Source organism: Lysobacter sp. K5869, from assembly GCF_018847975.1.
Lineage (GTDB): Bacteria > Pseudomonadota > Gammaproteobacteria > Xanthomonadales > Xanthomonadaceae > Lysobacter.
This window is the reverse complement of the sequence record NZ_CP072597.1, coordinates 1,265,112-1,280,671: the sequence shown is the minus strand read 5'-3', so window position 1 is coordinate 1,280,671 and position 15,560 is coordinate 1,265,112. Positions and strand designations below refer to the sequence as shown.

Genomic DNA, 15,560 nt, shown 5'->3' with positions numbered 1-15,560 from the left:
ACCGAAGCGACTCACGCAAGCGCAGCCGCCGAAGCACCGGACGTTCGGCAGCTGCTTTATAAGAGCGAGCGTCTGAGCAGAGGGGGCTTCGGACACTGCGTGGTATTGAATCGCTTCGGTTGGTCGCGGCTCACGCCGCTCCTACAAGGCGAACCGGATCGCGCGCAACCGTCAGCGCTGATCGTCCAACGGCGGCGGCAATTCCGGCGCGCTGTCGTCGCCGTCGCGCAGGCGGCGCACGCTTTCGGCCCAGTGCAGCACCTCGGCCACCGCCTCGAAGAATTCGTTGCCGATGTATTCGTCGAGCTCCGCGCGCTCGTTGAGCCCGCGCGCGAGTTCCACGTTCTGCAGGATCGGCACGCCGGCCTCGACCGCGGCGCGCTTGATCGCCTCGGCCAGGTAGCCCTCGCCCTTGGCCACCACCACCGGCAAGTCGGTGACGCCGTGTTCGTACTGCAGGGCGATGGCGATGTGGGTGGGATTGGTCACGACGACGTTGGATTGGCGGACGGCGTTGAGCATGTTCTGCTGCGACCATTCCTGATGCAACTGCCGGCGCCGGCTCTTCACATGCGGGTCGCCTTCGTTCTCCTTGACCTCCTGCTGGATGTCGCGCCGGCTCATGCGCAACTGCTTGAGGTAGGAGAACTTCTGGTACCACACGTCGATGGCGGAGACGAAGAAGAACACGAAGATCGTCCACACCACGATCCGCACCAACCCGTACCAGATGCCCGAGCCCATCGCCTCGGGCGGCGCGTACGGCAGCAACATCAGCTGGCCCAGCATCTTGTAGATCACGAACACGCCGATGCCGATCAGCGCCGCGCTCTTGATCACCGACTTGAGCAGCTCGACCAGATTGTCGAGCGAGAACATCTTCTTGACGCCCTCGGCCGGGTTCATCTTGTCCATCGCCGGCTTGAGCTTGCCCAGCGCCAGGATCGGGCCGACCTGGAGGAATTCGACGACCGCGCCGAGGAACACCGCCATCGCCAGCAGCGGCAGGGTCAGCCACAGCAAGGTCTCGAAGGCCGAACCGCCGACCTCGCGCAGGGCGTCGCCGAAGGGCTGGTTGACCGCCTTGAGGCTGGTCTCGAACAGGCGGATCAGCTTGAGCCGCATGAAGTCCATCATCAGCCAGCCGCACACCACCCAGCCCAGCACCAAGACGGTGCTGGTCAGCTCCTTGCTCTTGGCGACGTTGCCTTCCTTGCGCGCGTCGCGGATCTTTTTCTGGGTCGGCGGCTCGGTCTTGTCGGCGCCCTGGTCCTTCGCCATGCGCGGCCCTGCTGCGGGAAGGGCACCGAGGCTAGCACGCGCGCCACAGCGCGAAAGTGGCGGGTGTCAGCAATCGCCCAGGGCCGTGCGACGCCACGCCTGAATGCGCGCCGGGCACCCTGGGCGCACCTAGGGTCGCCCCGAGTTGGCCGTTTCCGCGCCCCGGGGCTACATTGCGTCCATCCCCCACACCGCGACCGCTCCCACCGCCCGCATGAGCACCATCGGCCCCGACTCGCGCATCGACCGCGCTGGCCTCGACAGCCAGACGCTGGAAGCCTTGCGCGTTCGCGAGCCGGCGGCGCAGGGCGCGCAGGCGCCGGCCGCGGTCGCCGAGGCGGTTCCCGCGTATGCCCCGCCCGCGGTCGATCCGGGCGAAGAGACCCTCAACGCCGACGCCTGGCGCGGAGTCGCGGCCGGCGACCGCCACCTGCCGGGCGACACCCGCCTGGAGCACGAGCTGGGCCAGCTCGACCTGTCCGCCGCCGCCGACCGCGGCGCCGAGGCGGTGCTGGACTCGCTGAGCGCCTGACCCGCGGCGGCTCGCCGCCCGCTTCGTTCCGATCCCACCTTCCCTGGCCCGCTCGGCGATGCGCGCGTTTGCGTTCCACATGCAGGGCAAGTCGCGTCGTGCTGAAGCCGGATTCCAGGAACCAGTGAGAGCCGCGGGGTTCGCTCGTTCCTCGTTCCTCATCTCTCGTTCCTTCGCTTAGGCTAATGGCGTCTTCCGCCGCCCCGCCCGCCGTGACCGAACCCGCCCCCTCGCCCGAAGCCCTGCGCGCCGCCGCCGACCGGCTGGTGTCCGCGCTGGCCGCGCACAGCGATCCGGAGTACCGGCTCAGCGTGCTCAAGCGGGTGGTCCGGCGCCTGGGCGAGGAGCGCTATCCCTTGTTCATCCGCCTGCTCGGCGTGGTCGCCGAGAGCGACGACGCGCGCGCCCAGCGCCTGCTCGCCGACACCTTCGGCACCGCGCTGCGGCGCATGGACCTGCCCGGCGGCGCGCTGAGCTCGTGGGGCGCGACCCGCCTGCCCGAATCGAGCGGGCCGGTCGCGGTCAGCGCCTTGTCCGGGCATTTCTTCGGCGCGACGCCGCGGCGTTTGCTCGGGCCGGTCGAGTATCTGACCGTGTGGCATCTGCAACGCACCCAGCGCACCGCGTTGGGCGCGGACACCTTCCGCACCGCGCTGGCGCGGCTGATCGCGTTGCTCAACCGCAGCGAGGACGCGCGCACGCTGTATCCGCAAAAACTCGCGGCCGACGCGCAGAACGAGATGGAAGGCGCTTACACCCGCGCCACCCGCGAGCGCCTGCGCGCGCTCGCCGATGCGTGGCGCGCGGGGCGTTCGCCGGAGGAAGTGGCGCAAGCGGTGTTGGATGTGGCGGACGCGCCGTTGCCCAGCGGGTGGGTGGTTCGCGATCTTTGAGCGGTAGTCGCGAGGGCCGCGTTGCGGTTTTGGAGCGCGGTCGCGGGCCGCCGCCATGCAGACGCAAAGTCAAAATGGATTCCGGCTTTCGCCGGAATGACGATGCTGGAAGCGACGTCGCACTCCCAAGTCCGTCATTCCGGCGAAAGCCGGAATCCATTTTGATTTTCGCCGCGAGGCTCTTCGGCCTCGACCACGCTCATCGCTCTGCCGCATGAAATCGTCGAACCGACGGCCGCATGCAAAAACGCCGCTGCGACACTGAGCCACATCCATCCGCGCAACGCCGGTGCTGCAATGCCAGCCTCCCCGCACCGAAGCGATTTCGCATGCGCGACCTCACCCCTCTTCCCTCGCCTTCCCGTCGCCGCCTGCTCGCCGCGGCCGGCGCCGCCGCGCTGCTGAGCGCCTGCGGCCGCGACGAACCGAAACTGCGATTGCACGGCATCGATCTCAGCCTGCGCCCGGGTTTCGGCGGCGACTTCCGCCTGCTCGATCCGCAGGGCCGCGAGCGCTCGCTCTCGGATTTCTACGGCAAGATCGTGCTGCTGTTCTTCGGCTTCACCCTGTGCCCCGACGTCTGCCCGACCGCGCTGACCCGCGCGGTGCAGATCCGCAAACTACTCGGTGCCGACGGCGCGCGCTTGCAGGTCTTGTTCGTCACCCTCGACCCCGCACGCGACACGCCGCCAGTGCTGCGGGCCTACACCCAAGCCTTCGACCCGAGCTTCATCGGCCTGAGCGGCAGCGAACAACGCATCGCCGACACCGCCAAGGCCTTCCGCGTCGTCTACGCGAAAGTGCCGACCGGCTCGACCTACACCATCGACCACTCCGCGCTGAGCTACGTCTACGATGCCCACGGCCGCCTGCGCATGGCGCTGCGCCACGAGCAAAGCGCGGCCGAGTGCGTCGACGACATCCGCCAAATCCTGTGAGGCCGCGCATGCGCACGCACCGTTTCCGCTCCGCTTTGTTCGCCGCCGTGCTGCTGTGCGCGGCGCCCGCCGCCTGGGCGCAAGTGGCCGTGGACGCGCCGTGGGTGCGCGCGACCGTGGCGCAGCAGCCGGCGACCGGCGCGTTCATGCGCTTGACCGCCGCGCGCGACCTGCGCCTGATCGGCGCGCGTTCGCCCGCGGCCGAACACGTCGAAGTGCACGAGATGGCGATGCAAGGGCAGACCATGCGCATGCGCCAAGTCGCCGCGCTGGACTTGCCGAAAGGCCGCGCCGTCGCGCTGGCGCCGGGCGGCTATCACTTGATGCTGATCGGCTTGAAGCAGCCGCTGCGGGTCGGCGCGACGGTCGCGCTGACCTTGGTGTTCGAAGACGCCGGCGGCAAGCGCAGTGAGCAAGAGGTGCAAGCCGAAATCCGCCCGCTCGCGACGCCGGCCTCGTGATCTACCTGTAGGAGCGGCGTGAGCCGCGATCAACCGAAGCGATGAACGAAAGCGCGCCAACCAAAGCCCGTCTGTTCAGGCAACAGCTCTAAAGCCAGCGCCGATTCGGACGAGCTTCGGCAATCGGCGTGGTATTCGGCCGCTTCGGTTGGTCGCGGCTCACGCCGCTCCTACAGGGGCTTCGGCCGCAATCGCTACAAGCCGACGACGCTGCGCTCCGGCCCCGGCCGCTTGCCAAGCTTGCGCTGCAACGAACGCCGGTGCATCCCAAGCAAGCGCGCCGTCGCCGAAATATTGCCGCCGGTGTCGTTGAGCGCCTGCTGGATATGCTCCCACTCCAAGCGCCGCAGCGGCATCATCGTATCCGGCGTCGACGCCGGCAGCGGCGCGGTATCGGGCGAATCGATGCCGAGCGCCGCGAGGATCGCGCCGATGCTGGCCGGCTTGGGCAGGTAATCGTCGGCGCCGCGCTTGATCGCATCGACCGCGGTGGCGACGCTGGCGTAGCCGGTAACCAAGACGATGCGCATGTCGGCGCGCAACTCGCGCAGCGGCCGGATCAACTGCAGCCCCGAATCGGCGCCGAGCTTGAGATCGACCAAGGCGAATGCGGGCACCTGCAGCAAGGCCTGATCCAAGGCCTCGCCCACGCTGCCGGCGGTGCGGGCCTCGATGCCGCGACGGGCGAGGCTGCGTTGCAAAGTGGCGGCGTAGGTGCCGTCGTCGTCGACGATCAGACCCGGGCCGGGGAGGCCGTTCACAACGGCACGAGGGGGCGTGGTTGCGTTCATGCGCGGCATCCTACGCCCGGCCCCGCGCGGCGGGAGTGCGGCAAACTGCCACAGGACAAAGTGTCCATGCCTGTGGTTGGAAGGTTGCCGACGGGCGATGGCGAAGCAAGACCGCGAGGTTCCGCGGCGATCCTGCCCACCCCGTCATTCCGGCGAAAGTCGGAATCCATCCCGTCATTCCGGCGAGCGCCGGAATCCATTTTGACTTTGCCTTTGCTCCGCGTACCGCTCCCAGAAGCCGAAAGCAAAATGGATTCCAGCGCTCGCTGGAACGACGGCAACGGACGTTCGGCGAAGCCCTGGATGCCCGCGAACGCGGCGCGGGAATCCAGCAGCGCTCAGCGCGGCGAGCTACGCCTCGCCACGATAGCAACGAGAGCGTCCCCTCCGGCTCACTGCCGCTTGCACTCCACCACTCGCTCCGCATCGGTCCCGTACGCGACCTCATGCAGCGTCACCACGGTTCCCTTCGGCGCCAGCAAACCGAACGGCGATTCCAGCTTGCCCATATCGCCCCCCGCCGCGCGCACGCACTTGAGCGGCACGCCGATGCGCTGCCACTGCCCGCGCGGCAAGCCGCGCAGAATCCCGCCGAACGGCAGCTTCGCCTCGCACTTCGGCCCGCACTGCGCGGTCAGATAAGCCTCGCCCGCGCCGACCGCGTCGGCCTTGAGCGCGATCAGCAACTGCACGTCGCCGTTGGTCTCGCGCACCAACTCCACCGGCGCGTCGGCGACCAGATCCAGCCGCGCCTCGCCCTTCCACTCGGCCCGCCACGCGTCTTCCTGCGCCTTGTAATCCACCGCCGTCACCGCCAGCGCGCCGTCGGCGCTCGCCAACGGCGGCTTGGCCGCGTCGCTGCGCTTGCCTTGCGAGTCCACGCGCAGCCGCCAGCCGCGCGGCAACGCGCCGCGGGCGAGGAAACTCATCGAACGCTGATCGAGATCCGGCGTGCCCGGATCTTCCGACAGCGCCCCGACCTTGCCGCCCTTGGCATAGCTCAACCCGTAGCCGAACGCGAACTGCGGCGAGTACGCCTTATCGCCGACGTTGACCACCTGTACCGCGCTGCGCGGCCACGAGTACGACAGCTTGCCCTTGAAGTCGTTCTGCACCGCGCCATCGGCCTTGCGCAGCAGCACGTCGGCGATGCCGCCGCCTTCCGACCCCGGCAGCCACGCGGCGACGAACGCGTCCGACGCGTTGATCTCGCGATTGGCCCACAGCGGCCGGCCCGACAGGAACACGCTCACCACCGGCACGCCTTCGGCCTTGAGCCGCTTGATCGTCTCCAATTCCGGATTGCGCGTGCCGCGGAAGGTGGCGATGCGCAGATCGCCCTGGAACTCGGCGTAAGGATCTTCGCCATAGACGAAGATCGCCACGTCGGGCTTGTCCGCGTACTTGCCGTCCACCGACAACTCGGCGCGCCCGCCCGCGGCTTCGATCTGCTCGCGCAGGCCGGCCCAGATCGATTGCGCATGCGGGAAATCCGAGGGTTTGAGCCCGGTGCCCTGCCAGTTCAAAGTCCAGCCGCCGGATTGCTTGGCGACGTTGTCGGCGCCGTCGCCGAACACCAGCACCCGCGACTTCGGCGCGATCGGCAGCACGCCGCTGTCGTTCTTCAACAGCACCAGCGACTCGCGCACCGCCTGCCGCGCGATGGCGCGATGCTCGGGGCTGCCGAGCAGCTCGAACTTGCCGCCGAGCGGCCGCTTCGACGGCAAACCCGCCTCGAACAAACCCAGGCGCAGCTTCACCCGCAAGATCCGCGTCACCGCATCGTCGAGCCGGGCCATGGCGATCTCGCCGCTTTTGACTTGCTTGAGCGCGTTGTCGTAATAGCCGCGCCAACTGTCCGGCGCCATCAGCATGTCCACGCCGGCGTTGAACGCTGCCGCGCAGTTGTCGTTGGCGCAACCGGGCAACTGCCCGTGCGCGTTCCAATCGCCGACGACGAAACCGTCGAAGCCCATGCGCCCCTTGAGCACGTCGGTCAACAATGCGTGGTTGCCGTGCATCTTGGCGCCGTTCCAACTCGAGAACGAAGCCATCACCGTTTGCGCGCCGGCCTTCAACGCGGGCGGATAGCCGGCCCCGTGGATCTCGCGCAATTCCCGCTCGCCGATCTTGGCGTCGCCTTGATCGCGCCCTTCGAAAGTGCCGCCGTCGGCGAGGAAATGCTTGGCCGAAGCGATCACGTGCGACCCGTCGAGAAATTCCTTGCTGCCGAGCTTGCCCTGCAGGCCTTCGATCGCCGCCGCGGCGTAGCTCGCTACCAACCTGGGATCTTCCGAGTAGCCTTCGTAGGTGCGACCCCAACGGTCGTCGCGCGGCACGGTCAAAGTCGGCGCGAACGTCCACTCCATGCCGGTGCTGCGCACCTCGGCCGCGGTGGCCGCGCCGATGCGGCGGATCAGCGCGGGATTGCGCATCGCGCCCAAGCCGATGTTGTGCGGGAACAAGGTCGCGCCGATCAGATTGTTGTGGCCGTGCACCGCGTCGATGCCGAACATGATCGGAATCGCGACCTTGCCGTCGCCGCCGTCCATCGAGGCGGCATAGAACTTGTCGGCGATCTCCAGCCATTCCTTCGGCGGCGCGGCGTAGTTGCCGCCCGGTTCGGACACGCCGCCGGGCTCGGAGTTGCCGCCGGCCAGCACCGAGCCGATGTGGTACTTGCGCACGTCCTCGGGCGTGGCGCTGTTGATGTCGGCCTGCACGATCTGGCCGACCTTCTCCTCCACGCTCATCTTCGCCAGCAGCGCCTGGATGCGCGCCTCAAGCTTCGCGTCGCGCGGGATCGGCGGTTTCAGCGCGGGCCATTGCGCCGGATGCACGCTCGCGTCCGGCGCCTGCGCGATGACCGGCCACGCCGGCGCCAAGGCCAGCAACAAGGCCCAGGCCAAGCGCCGCGGTCGCGGCGCGGCGATTTGGATCGAGACAGCGGCGGCGCGCCGGGGCGGGTGGGAGGCGGCGTTCATGGGTCGCTCCTGGAGGCGAGGAAGATAAGGGCGCCGCATCGGCCGGTTCGGCCGAAACGCCGCGAAAACAGATGAGTTCCGCCCGCGCGTTCTGGCAGAATGCGGCCTACACGCAGCAAGGAAACAGACCGGTCATGCGGGTGCGCATCGAAGATGTGGCGGAGGCGGCGGGCGTGTCGATGAAGACCGTTTCGCGCGTGCTCAACCAAGAACCCAACGTCAGCGAAGACACGCGCAAGCGCGTGGAGGCCGCCGCGCGCAAGCTGCAGTACCGGCCGAATCCGTCGGCGCGCAGCCTCGCGGGGCAGCGTTCGTTCCTGGTCGCGCTGCTGTACGACAATCCGTCCAGCAATTATCTGATGGAAGTGCAGGCCGGCATGCTCGACGCCTGCAACAGCCAGCACTACAACCTGATGCTGGCGCCGGTGAACTTCACCGACAAGAAGCTGGTGGCGCACGTCGACGAAATCGTGCAGCGCTCGCGCGCCGACGGTTTGGTGCTGACGCCGCCGCTGACCGATCATCCCGGCCTGATGAAGCGGCTCGGCCAGCTGCGCATCCCCTACGCCAACATCTCGCCCAAGCTGCGCGGCGAGCGCATCGGCGTGGTGTTGGACGAAGAACGCGCGGTGCGCGAGTTGATGGCGCATCTGGTCTCGCTCGGCCACCGCCGCATCGCCCACATCACCGGCCATGCCGAACACGGCGCGAGCCAGTGGCGCATGAACGGCTATCGCGACGGGCTCAAAGCGGCCGGCATCGAGTTCGATCCGCGGTTGGTGGCCGAAGGCGATTTCCACTACGACACCGGCGCGATCTGCGCGCAGCGGCTGCTGTTGATGGACGATCCGCCGACCGCGATCTTCGCCGCCAACGACGACATGGCCGCCGGTACCATCCGCACCGCCAGCGAAATGGGCTTGTCGATTCCCGGCGACGTATCGGTGTGCGGCTTCGACGACACGCCGCTGTCGCGCCAGATCTATCCGCCGCTGACCACGGTGCGCCAACCCACCCGTGAGATGGGCCGGCTGGCCACGCACGAGCTGTTCAAGCGGATCAAGGCGCCCGACGCCGGCCAACTGATTCTGGCGCCGTACGAACTGCAGCTGCGCAAGTCGACCGGCGCGGTCGGCAAGCCGCGCGCGCGCAAGCGCTGAGGCGCGCGCGGCGGCGCGAGGACGAACCGTCGCTCGCGCCGGCGCCGTCACCAGAACGCGGCGTACAGCGCGATCAGGATCGCCAGCACCGCCAGCGCCGCGACGTTCCACGCCGGCGCGGTGGCGTAGCTGACGCCGTCGTGGCGGATGCGGTCGCGCGCGGCCGGCGGCGCAGTCGCCAGCGACACCGCGGCCATCAGCGCCGCCGACAGCACGAACGTCACGCCGATGCGGTTGACGAAGGACATGTCGGTCCACACCGCGTACTTGAACAGCAGCGAGAACGCGATCGAGCCGCCCGCGGCGGCGAGCGCGCCGGCCTCGTTGGCGCGCTTCCAGAACAGGCCGAACAGAAAGATCACCACGATCCCCGGGGTGAAGAAGCCGGTGTATTCCTGGATGTACTGGAAGCCCTGATCGAAGCCGCCGAGCAACGGCCGCGCGGTCAGGATGGCGATGAAGATCGCCACCGCCGCGGCGATGCGGCCGACCCGCACCAGCTGGCGCTCGCTCGCATCGGTGCGGCGCTTGGCGTAGAAATCCAGGGTGAAGATCGTCGCCACCGAATTGATCTTCGACGCCAACGACGCAACGATCGCCGCGACCAGCGCCGCGAACACCAGGCCGAGCACGCCGGGCGGCAGCAGGGCCATCATCGCCGGATACGCATCGTCCGAGCGCTCCAGCCCCGGCGACAGCACCACCGCGGCGATGCCCGGCAGCACCACGATCACCGGCAGCACGATCTTCAGCGCGGCGGCGAACACGATGCCCTTCTGCGCTTCGTTGAGATCCTTGGCGGCGAGCGCGCGCTGGATGATGTACTGGTTGAAGCCCCAGTAGCTCAGATGCGCGATCCACAGGCCGCCGAGCAGCACGCCCAGGCCCGGCAACTTGTCGTAGTGCGGGCTGTCCTTGGGCAGGATCATGTGGAAATGTTCGGGATGCGCGGCCATCAGTTTGTCGAAGCCGGCGAGGATGCCCGCGCCGTCGCCGATCTTGCTCAGCGTCAGTCCCGCGACCAACAAGCCGCCGAGCACCAGCAAGGTGACTTGCACGATGTCGGTCAGCGCGACCGCTTTGAGCCCACCGTAGAGCTGATACGCCAGCGCGAACGCGCCCAGCAAGGTCAACGCCAGCATCTGGTCCATGCCGGTCACCTGCGCCACCGCGATCGAGCCGAGCCAGACGATCGACGTCAGATTGACGAACACGTACAAGCCGAGCCAGAACACCGCCATCAGCGTGCGGATGCGGTTGCCGTAACGCTCCTCCAGGAACTGCGGCATGGTGTGGATGCCGTTGCGCAGGAACACCGGCAAGAAGAACTTGCCGACCACCAGCAGCGTCGCCGCCGCCATCCATTCGTAGGAGGCGATGGCCAAACCCAGCGCATAACCGGAGCCGGACATGCCGATGATCTGTTCGGCGGAGATATTGGCGGCGATCAGCGAGGCGCCGATGGCCCACCACGGCAACGCCTTGCTGGCGAGGAAGTAATCCTTGGCGGTTTTCTCGTGCCCGCCCTTCTCGCGCGAGACCCATTGGGCGAGGACGAACACGCCGGCGAGATAGGCCAGGACGATGGCGGTGTCGAGCAAGGAAAGTTTCATGCGGGACCGTGGATGCGCAGCGCGGTGGCGTCCGTTCTACCCGCGGCGGATCGGACTGGCCACGGTTCGGTGCGGGTTTCGCGCAAGAATTCGATTGCAATGGGGTGGCGCAGGGGCGCGGGGCCGGAAAAATGCGGCGGCGCCGCATCGGCGGATCCGACGACACCCCGCCGCTCCGCCCGCGCGCCGTGGGGACACGCGCGGGACGAAGCAGCGAGGCAGGGACGCCGCACAGTCATGGCCGATAGCGCCGCGGATCGCGATGACCGCGGCCGCCGGACCTCCGCCATCAGAAATTCCAACGCACGCGCACGCCGTAGCTGCGCGCGTCGTTGAGGAAGCGCGTGTTCACGCCCGAACCCACCAAGGCCTTCTGCGAGATGTCCTTGTTGGTCAGGTTCGCGCCCCACAACTCGAAGCGCCACGCACCGTTCGATGTGGTGTAGCCGGCGCCGGCGTTGATCTGGGTGAAGCCGTCCTGACGGTCCGGGAAGCCGGCCGTGGCCGAATCCTCGACGCGATCCACGGTGCCGGCGGTGTCGCGCAGGAACGTCACCGGCCGGTCGTTGTACTGGGTCAGGAAGAACGAAGAGCGGTACGCGGCGAGGATCTGCCAGTCGAAGGTACCGCCCGGCACGTCGAAGGCCTGCTGCAAGCGCGCGTTGAAGGTGTACTTCGACGACAGCGGCAACTCGTTGCCGGACAGATCGATCTGCGAGGTGATGCCGCCGTTGCCGAAGTCCTGGCTGCGCACGTCGGCGACGACGCCCTGCTTGATCTTGGTGTGCAGGTACAGCGCGTTGAGATCCAGGGTGAAGCCCGCGCCGAAGCGGAACCGGCCCTCGGCTTCCACGCCGTACAGCTCGGACTTGCCGACGTTGCGGTTGACCAAAGCGAAGCCGGTGGCCTCGCCATCGGGATTGAACGCGATCACGCTCAGGTCCTGGAACACCTGATCGTCGTAGTCGTAGTAGAAACCGCTGATGTTGAAGGTCGAGGTGCGGCCGAGGAATTCGAACGAATTCTTCGAGCCGATCTCGAACGCGGTCAGCTTCTCCGGCTTGTAGGTTTCCGGAATCACGTTGACGTCGAAGCTGTCGTTGAAGCCGCCGGCCTTGTGGCCGGTGGAGACCGTCGCGTAGAGCAGGTTGCGCGGCGACAGGTCGTACTCGAAGCCCAGGCGCCAGTCGGTGAACTCGAACGCGCTGGAGCCGTGCTGGGGCGACGGCACGCCCAGCACCACGAAGCTGTGCTGGCCGTTGGCCGGGCAGTTCACGGTGTTGCCGCCGGTGTCGGGGCGGTCGACGCAGGTGCCGTTCGGACGGCTGCCGTCGACGATGCCCGCCAGTTGCTGCTGCATGGTGTCGCGCGCGCCGGCGCGCAGGATGCCTTGCAAGAGGAAGCGGGCGAGATCGGCGTTGCTGGTGAGGCCGGTGACGTCGAAGCTCGGCCGGTCGAGCAAGGTCGGCATGAAGCCTTCGGTGCCCAGGCGGGTCTGGAACACGCCGCCGTCGCCGCCCAGGCCAATGGTCCAGTTGCCGCCGATGCCGTCGCGCGACTTGCGTTCCTCGGTGTAGCGCAGGCCGCCCTTGACCCGGAAGCGTTCGTTGACGTCGAAGGTGCCGTCGCCGTAGGCCGCCCACGAGCGACCGTCGACGTCGGGCATGGTGAATTCGGTGCCCGAGTAGAACGCGCCCTTGTCGGCTAGGGCGAAGAAACCGACCTGTTGCTTTTCGTGGAAGTAGAAGCCGCCGGTGGTCCAGCGGAAGCGCGCGTCGTCGTCGGAGGACAAGCGCAGTTCGTGGGTTTGCGATTGCGAACGCGCTTGCAGGTAGTTGGTGCCGAAGTTGTCGTAGTCCACGCCGCCCCAGGTCGCCGGCTCGCCGGCCGGACGCGCGCGCAGGTCGCGGCCCGGCCAGCTGTTGCCGTCGGCGGCGGCGTTGATCTGGAAGTAATCGACGTCGCGATAGCTGCCGCTGTACTCCAGATTGACGTTGCCGAAGTCGTAGCGCACCTGGCCCTGGAAGCCCCACAGCTTGTTGTCGACCTTGCCCTGTACGCCGCGATAGACCACCGAGCGCAGGTCGATGTCCTCCGGCTTGAACCCGGCCTGCGCGGCGCGGAACACGCCCGCACCCGGATAGCCGGTGCCGAGCTCGCGGCCGACGTCGAGCATCGCGAACACTTGCAGCTTCTCGTCGGGTTCGTACAGGAACGACAAGCGGCCGGCGCTGTCGTCCTGGATGCCGGCGGGCTTGAGGTGCTGCCACAGGCCGACGTTCTTGAAGCCGGCTTCCTTCTCGACGTGATAGCCCGAGAAGCGCAGCGCGGCGTATTCGCCGAGCGGGAAGTTCAGCGCGGTCTCGTAGCCCTTCTGATCGCGGTTGCCGACTTCGCCCTGCACGTAGCCGCTGAATGCTCCGCCCAGCTCGGGCTTCTTGGTCACGATGTTGAGCGTGCCGGCCAGCGCGTTGCGGCCGCGCAGCGTGCCTTGCGGGCCCTTGTTGATCTCGACCCGTTCCAGATCGAAGAACATGCCGCCCAGGCCGCGCGGACGCGGGATGTAGGCGCCGTTGATGTGCGGCGCCGCGCCGGGATCGCCGAGTTCGGTATTGTTCGACGAACCGACGCCGCGGATGAAGACCTCGGTGGCGCCTTCCTGATTGGCGATGCTCAAGCCGGGCACGGCCACCTGGATCTGGCGCAGTTCGTTGTTGATGCCGAGCCCGCGCAGATCGTCCTGCGACAGCGCCTGCGCGGTGCCGGCGTACTTCTGCAGGCTCTGCGCGCGGCGCTCGACGGTGACGATCACCGAATCCAAATCGGTGGCTTGTTTCGACGACGCGGCGGCGCGCGCATCGTCCGCCGCGGCGGGCGCGGCCTCTTGCGCGGCGGCGTGGCCGGCGAGCAGCGCGGCGAAGATCGCAAGGCTCAAACGCGAACAACGGTTACGCACGTTCATCGGAACATCCCCTCCCCGGGGCCGGCGCGAGCCGGTCGTGTTGTCGTGGTGTTTTGTGGCGAGCGCGGCGCGGACGCCCCCTGCGACGGAGCCGGCCGAAAGATGCGCGGAGCTTTTAGCCCGGTCATGACAGCGCTGTCAACAAAGCGGACAGTATGCGGCGATGCAGCACGATTTCAGCGGAAATCGTCGACTGCGCGGGACAGGACAGGCGTGCGGCGCTTGCGTGATGCGGATCACGCGTTGGCGGACGGTAAGCGTTTTCATCGCGACGCGATGCGATGAGGGCTTAGACCAAAGTCGTGCCTGCGGCGCGCGCGCAAGGGCGGCGGCGCTGAAACGTATACGTTCGTGGATTGCGCAGCGCATCACGCGGGTTGCGCGGGTGCGGCGCGGGTTCTGCGCTCGCGCGTTGCGATGGTGTGCACACAACTGCATCGTCCCGTCGCAGCGACTGTAGGAGCGGCGCGAGCCGCGATCGCGTTCTATCGGGTTGCGTCGTAAGCGAGGTGTCGTGGTCGCGGCTCACGCCGCTCCTACACGCGGATACCGGCCCCTCTCCCAGTCGGGAGAGGGGCGTTCGACTCAGCTTTCGTACGCCGATTCGCCGTGCGTGGTGATGTCCAGGCCTTCGCGTTCGGCTTCCTCGGCCACGCGCAGGCCGACCACGGCCTTGACGATGACGAAGGCGACCACCGACACCACACCCGACCAGACCACGGTGATGCCCACGCTCAGCGCCTGCACGCCGACCTGCGCGGCGATGCTGTCGTTGCCCGCGCCGAGGCCGAAACCGCCGAGCGCGGGCGCGCTGAACACGCCGGTCAACAGCGCGCCGATGATGCCGCCGAGGCCGTGCACGCCGAACACGTCGAGCGCGTCGTCCGCGCGCAGCAGGCGCTTGAGCCCGTGCACGCCCCACACGCAGGCCGCGCCGGCGATCGCGCCGATGGCGATGGCGCCGAACGGGCCGACCGTGCCGCAGGCCGGGGTGATCGCGACCAAACCCGCGACTACGCCCGAAGCGCCGCCGAGCATCGACGATTTGCCCTTGACGATCTTCTCCACCAGGCTCCACGCCAACGCCGCCGCCGCGGTGGCGAGCAAGGTGTTGAGGAAGGCCAGCGCCGCGCCCGCCGTGGCTTCCAGGTTGGAACCGGCGTTGAAGCCGAACCAGCCCACCCACAGCAGCGACGCGCCGATCATGGTGAAGGTGACGTTGTGCGGCTTCAGCGCTTCGCGTCCGTAGCCCACGCGCTTGCCGACGAAGTAGGCGCCGACCAGACCGGCGATGCCGGCGTTGATGTGCACCACCGTGCCGCCGGCGAAGTCGATCGCGCCCTTGGCGAACAAGAAACCGTCCGGCCCGTACCAGACCATGTGCGCGATCGGCAGGTACGCGAAGGTGAACCAGATCGCCGCGAACAGCAGCACCGCGGCGAACTTGATGCGTTCGGCGAAGGCGCCGACGATCAGCGCGCCGGTGATGCCGGCGAAGGTCGACTGGAACGCCACGAACACGTACTCGGGCAGGGACACGCCGGCGCTGAAGGTGGCCGCCAGCGATTCCTTGTTCACGCCCTTGAGGAACAGCTTGTCGAAGCTGCCGATGAAGGCGTTGCCGCCGGCGAAGGCCAGCGAATAGCCGTAGGTCACCCACAGCAGCACGATCAGCGAGAACACCGCCAGCACTTGCATCAGCACCGACAGCACGTTCTTCGAGCGCACCAGCCCGCCGTAGAACAGCGCGAGGCCGGGCACGGTCATCAACAACACCAGCAAGGTCGAGGTCAGCATCCAGGCCACATCGCCCTTGTCGACCACCGGTTTTACCGCCTCGGCGGCCGCCGCCGCGTCTTGCGCGTGGGCCGGAGCGAAGGCCAGCAGCGCCGCCAGCGGCAGCGCGGCCCACATCGTCTTGCACATCCGCTCGCGCGAGCGGGAA

At 68.0% G+C, this 15,560-nt stretch carries 11 protein-coding genes; 5 read left to right on the top strand and 6 right to left on the bottom strand.

Features of this window, described 5'->3' with window-relative positions; translation table 11 throughout:
• Nucleotides 1–171: 171 nt before the first annotated feature.
• Nucleotides 172–1,281 (bottom strand): type III secretion system export apparatus subunit SctU, encoded by a 1,110-nt coding sequence (gene sctU / locus J5226_RS05460; protein WP_215838842.1) that lies wholly within the window; start codon nucleotides 1,279–1,281, stop codon nucleotides 172–174.
• A 214-nt stretch (nucleotides 1,282–1,495) separates the two neighbouring features.
• On the opposite strand from sctU, the gene J5226_RS05455 reads away from it, so the two are divergent.
• The 4 genes from J5226_RS05455 to J5226_RS05440 all read left to right on the top strand — a co-directional run bounded on the left by J5226_RS05455 (nucleotide 1,496) and on the right by J5226_RS05440 (nucleotide 4,105).
• Nucleotides 1,496–1,813 carry a hypothetical protein gene (locus tag J5226_RS05455; RefSeq protein ID WP_215838841.1) on the top strand — a complete coding sequence of 106 codons (318 nt, stop codon included), beginning with the start codon at nucleotides 1,496–1,498 and terminating at the stop codon, nucleotides 1,811–1,813.
• 212 nt (nucleotides 1,814–2,025) lie between these two features.
• Complete coding sequence (locus J5226_RS05450; RefSeq protein WP_215838840.1) at nucleotides 2,026–2,706, top strand: hypothetical protein; 681 nt, start codon at nucleotides 2,026–2,028, stop codon at nucleotides 2,704–2,706.
• A gap of 329 nt (nucleotides 2,707–3,035) precedes the next feature.
• Nucleotides 3,036–3,644: an SCO family protein gene (locus J5226_RS05445; RefSeq protein ID WP_215838839.1), complete on the top strand. Its 609-nt coding sequence runs from the start codon at nucleotides 3,036–3,038 to the stop codon at nucleotides 3,642–3,644.
• Between the two features lie 8 nt (nucleotides 3,645–3,652).
• Entirely contained in the window at nucleotides 3,653–4,105 is a 453-nt protein-coding gene (locus J5226_RS05440) for a copper chaperone PCu(A)C (RefSeq protein WP_215838838.1), read from the top strand.
• A gap of 194 nt (nucleotides 4,106–4,299) precedes the next feature.
• Here J5226_RS05440 and J5226_RS05435 read toward each other — a convergent pair whose 3' ends face one another.
• Nucleotides 4,300–4,896, bottom strand: coding sequence for a response regulator transcription factor (locus J5226_RS05435; RefSeq protein ID WP_215838837.1), 597 nt, complete (start codon nucleotides 4,894–4,896; stop codon nucleotides 4,300–4,302).
• A 392-nt stretch (nucleotides 4,897–5,288) separates the two neighbouring features.
• Entirely contained in the window at nucleotides 5,289–7,880 is a 2,592-nt protein-coding gene (locus tag J5226_RS05430) for a glycoside hydrolase family 3 protein (RefSeq protein WP_215838836.1), read from the bottom strand.
• A gap of 71 nt (nucleotides 7,881–7,951) precedes the next feature.
• Here J5226_RS05430 and J5226_RS05425 point away from each other — a divergent pair, with 71 nt between their 5' ends.
• Complete coding sequence (locus tag J5226_RS05425) at nucleotides 7,952–9,040, top strand: LacI family DNA-binding transcriptional regulator (protein WP_345778197.1); 1,089 nt, start codon at nucleotides 7,952–7,954, stop codon at nucleotides 9,038–9,040.
• A 47-nt stretch (nucleotides 9,041–9,087) separates the two neighbouring features.
• Here J5226_RS05425 and J5226_RS05420 read toward each other — a convergent pair whose 3' ends face one another.
• The 3 genes from J5226_RS05420 to J5226_RS05410 form a co-directional block, all read right to left on the bottom strand.
• Nucleotides 9,088–10,653, bottom strand: a complete 1,566-nt coding sequence (locus tag J5226_RS05420; RefSeq protein WP_215838835.1) for a sodium/solute symporter — start codon at nucleotides 10,651–10,653, stop codon at nucleotides 9,088–9,090.
• Between the two features lie 289 nt (nucleotides 10,654–10,942).
• On the bottom strand, nucleotides 10,943–13,615 hold the full coding sequence (locus tag J5226_RS05415; protein WP_215838834.1) for a TonB-dependent receptor: 2,673 nt from the start codon (nucleotides 13,613–13,615) through the stop codon (nucleotides 10,943–10,945).
• A gap of 585 nt (nucleotides 13,616–14,200) precedes the next feature.
• On the bottom strand, nucleotides 14,201–15,529 hold the full coding sequence (locus J5226_RS05410; RefSeq protein WP_215840328.1) for an ammonium transporter: 1,329 nt from the start codon (nucleotides 15,527–15,529) through the stop codon (nucleotides 14,201–14,203).
• Between the last annotated feature and the right edge of the window lie 31 nt (nucleotides 15,530–15,560).